Genomic DNA, 2,804 nt, shown 5'->3' on the forward strand with positions numbered 1-2,804 from the left:
CCTCGAAGGTCTGGTAGAGCAGATCCTGGAACTCGGCGCGCTGACGCTTGAACGCCACGGTGTTCATGTTGGCGATGTTGTTCGAGATGACCTCGACGTTCATCGACTGGGCCGCCATGCCGGTGGCGGCGGTGCGAAGAGCCTGCATCGTTCGCTATCCTCTATTGAATCTTGCCGAGGCGCTCGACAGCGCGCCGGGAGAGGTCAGAGCCGGAGTCGATCATGCGACCGGCCTGTTCGTAGGCGCGGCTGACCTCGATCATCCGTGTGATTTCGAACACCGGCTTGACGTTTGAGCCTTCCAGAAAGCCCTGACGCACGCTGGCGTTGGCGGCCGGCTCGGCGGCCAGGTTGGAGCCGTTGCGGAAGAGGTTGTCACCGGCCTTCTCCAGAACGCCGGCATCGGCGAACGTGTAGACACCGACCTTGCCGACGCGCTCGGCGCCCTGGCTGATCGTGCCATCGCCCCCGATGGTGACTTCGCCCTTCTCGGGATCGATGATGATCTCGCCACCGCCATCGCCCATCACCGGCAGGCCGGCCTGGGTCACCAGGCGGCCGGTTGTGTCCATGGTGAAGCGTCCGTCACGCGTGAAGCGCGGGCCGTTAGGATCCATCACCTGGAAGAAGCCCTTGCCTTCGATCGCCATGTCGAGCGGGGCGCCTGTCAGCGTGAGGCCGCCCTGACCGAAATTGCGGGCGACGCCGTCGGCGGCGACGAACTTGACCGGCTTGGGCCCGCCCTGCGTCACGGCGGGGGCGCCCGGCTCGGTCTTCTGCATCATCGACTCCACCTTGAAGCCGGTGGTGTCCATGTTGGCGATATTGTTGGCGATGATCTCCATTTCGCGCCGCAGAACCATCTGGCGCGAGAGACCGACGAGGATAGCGTTGTCCATTAACGGCGGGCCTTTGGGAACGCGTGCAAACCGGAAGTCTGGCTGCAATCTTTGGGCCAACTCATAAATTCAATAAAATCAACAAATAAGAAGGTTAACGGGCGCCTCGCGGCAAATTCCGCCGGGCAGAAATCGTGCCCGTTAAGAACCGTTAAAAACCGCTTCTTAACCAAAGCCCCGGATTCGTGAGCCTGCCGACATGCAGGCGGAGCGCGCGCGTGGCCAAGAAGGAAAAGAAGCCGAAGGAGGCCGAGGCCGAAGCGCCGGAAGGCGCCGAGGGCGCCGAAGGCGAGGGCGGCGGCAAGAAGAAGCTCCCGCTCAAGATGCTGATCATCGGCGGCGTGGGTGCGCTGGTGGTCCTGGGCGGTGGCGGAACTGCGGCCTTCATGATGCTGGCGCCCAAGCCGGATCCCGCCGCGGCCGAGGCCGGAGCCAAGAAGAAAGAAGAAAAGAAGAAGGACGAGAAGAAGAAGGACGAGAAGGGCGGCAAGGAGGGCGAGAAGGGCGCGCCCGTCGTGCGCGAGGGCCCGGACGGCGTTGTTTTCTACACGATCCCTGACGTGGTGGTGAACATGCAGACCGCCGACGGCCGGCCGACCTTCCTGAAACTGAAGCTGACCCTGGAACTGCCCGACGAGGGTGCGGTCGAAGAGCTCGACCCCAACATGCCCCGTCTGCAGGACATGTTTCAGACCTTTCTGCGGGAACTTCGGCCTGAAGATCTGTCGGGCAGCCAGGGCAGCTACCAGCTCCGTATGGAAATCCTTCGGCGCGTGAATCTGGTGATCTCGCCCAGCAAGGCCAACGCCGTGCTCATCGAGGAGATGCTGATCAACTAGCGCATAAGCGCCGGTTGGACGCCCCGCCATGGCCGACGAAACCGAACCTACACCAGAGACCCAGGAGCCCGCCGAGGGGCCGGCCGAGTGGGCGGCGAGCGGCGCCGACCCCGCCTCCGAGCGCATCCTGAATCAGGATGAGATCGACAGCCTGCTCGGCTTCGACATGGCCGACGACGAGATGTCGGAACGCACCGGCGTGCGGGCCATCATCAACTCGGCGCTGGTCTCGTATGAACGCCTGCCGATGCTCGAGATCGTCTTCGACCGCCTGGTGCGGTTGATGACCACCTCGCTCCGCAATTTCACCTCGGACAACGTCGAGGTCAGCCTCGACAACATCTCCTCGATCCGGTTCGGCGACTATCTGAACTCGATCCCGCTTCCGGCGATCCTGTCGGTGTTCCGAGCGGAAGAGCTGAACAACTACGGCCTGATGACGGTCGACTCGAACCTGATCTACTCGATCGTCGATGTGCTGCTGGGAGGACGCCGCGGAACGGCGGCGATGCGGATCGAGGGCCGACCCTACACCACGATCGAGCGCATGCTCGTGCAGCGGATGGTCGAGGTGGTGCTGGCCGACGCGAAGGAGGCGTTCGAGCCGCTGACGCCTGTGACTCTCACGCTGGATCGCCTGGAGACCAATCCTCGCTTCGCCGCGATCGCCCGGCCGGCCAATGCGGCGATCCTGGTGAAGCTGCGGATCGACATGGAGGATCGCGGCGGACGGATCGAGCTCCTGCTGCCCTATGCGACGCTCGAACCCATCCGGAAGATGCTGTTGCAGCAGTTCATGGGTGAGAAGTTCGGGCGCGACAACATCTGGGAAGGCCACCTGGCGACCGAGCTCTGGTCCACCACAACCGAGGTGCGGGCCGTGCTGGACGAACAGCAGATCAGCCTGCGCCGGGTGCTCGACCTCAAGGTCGGCGACACGCTGATGCTGAACGCGACGCCGGATAGCCTGATCGAGCTTCGCGCGGGGGCCATCGCGCTGACCCGGGGCCGGATGGGCCGCCGCAACCACCACATCGCCGTTCGCGTGGAGGCCCCGCTGTCTCCC

General features: G+C 64.1%; 4 protein-coding genes. 2 read left to right on the forward strand and 2 right to left on the reverse strand.

The window, feature by feature from the left end:
* Both ACIQ3R_RS17130 and flgF read right to left on the reverse strand, forming a co-directional pair.
* Positions 1 to 148 (reverse strand): flagellar basal body protein (locus ACIQ3R_RS17130; protein ID WP_397420062.1); only part of this gene is annotated, 148 nt, incomplete at its 3' end.
* A 13-nt stretch (positions 149 to 161) separates the two neighbouring features.
* Positions 162 to 899, reverse strand: coding sequence for a flagellar basal-body rod protein FlgF (gene flgF / locus ACIQ3R_RS17135; RefSeq protein WP_397420059.1), 738 nt, complete (start codon positions 897 to 899; stop codon positions 162 to 164).
* A 218-nt stretch (positions 900 to 1,117) separates the two neighbouring features.
* Here flgF and ACIQ3R_RS17140 point away from each other — a divergent pair, with 218 nt between their 5' ends.
* Both ACIQ3R_RS17140 and fliM read left to right on the forward strand, forming a co-directional pair.
* Complete coding sequence (locus ACIQ3R_RS17140) at positions 1,118 to 1,738, forward strand: flagellar basal body-associated FliL family protein (RefSeq protein WP_397420060.1); 621 nt, start codon at positions 1,118 to 1,120, stop codon at positions 1,736 to 1,738.
* A 28-nt stretch (positions 1,739 to 1,766) separates the two neighbouring features.
* The coding region (fliM, locus tag ACIQ3R_RS17145) for a flagellar motor switch protein FliM (protein WP_397420061.1) at positions 1,767 to 2,804 on the forward strand (1,038 nt) is incomplete at its 3' end.

Origin of the sequence: Phenylobacterium sp. (genome assembly GCF_044371015.1) — a bacterium.
Classification (GTDB): domain Bacteria; phylum Pseudomonadota; class Alphaproteobacteria; order Caulobacterales; family Caulobacteraceae; genus Phenylobacterium.

Bases quoted from the DNA above. Each gene is read 5' to 3' on its own strand.
- flgF (WP_397420059.1), bottom strand. From the start codon at position 899: ATGGACAACGCTATCCTCGTCGGTCTCTCGCGCCAGATGGTTCTGCGG.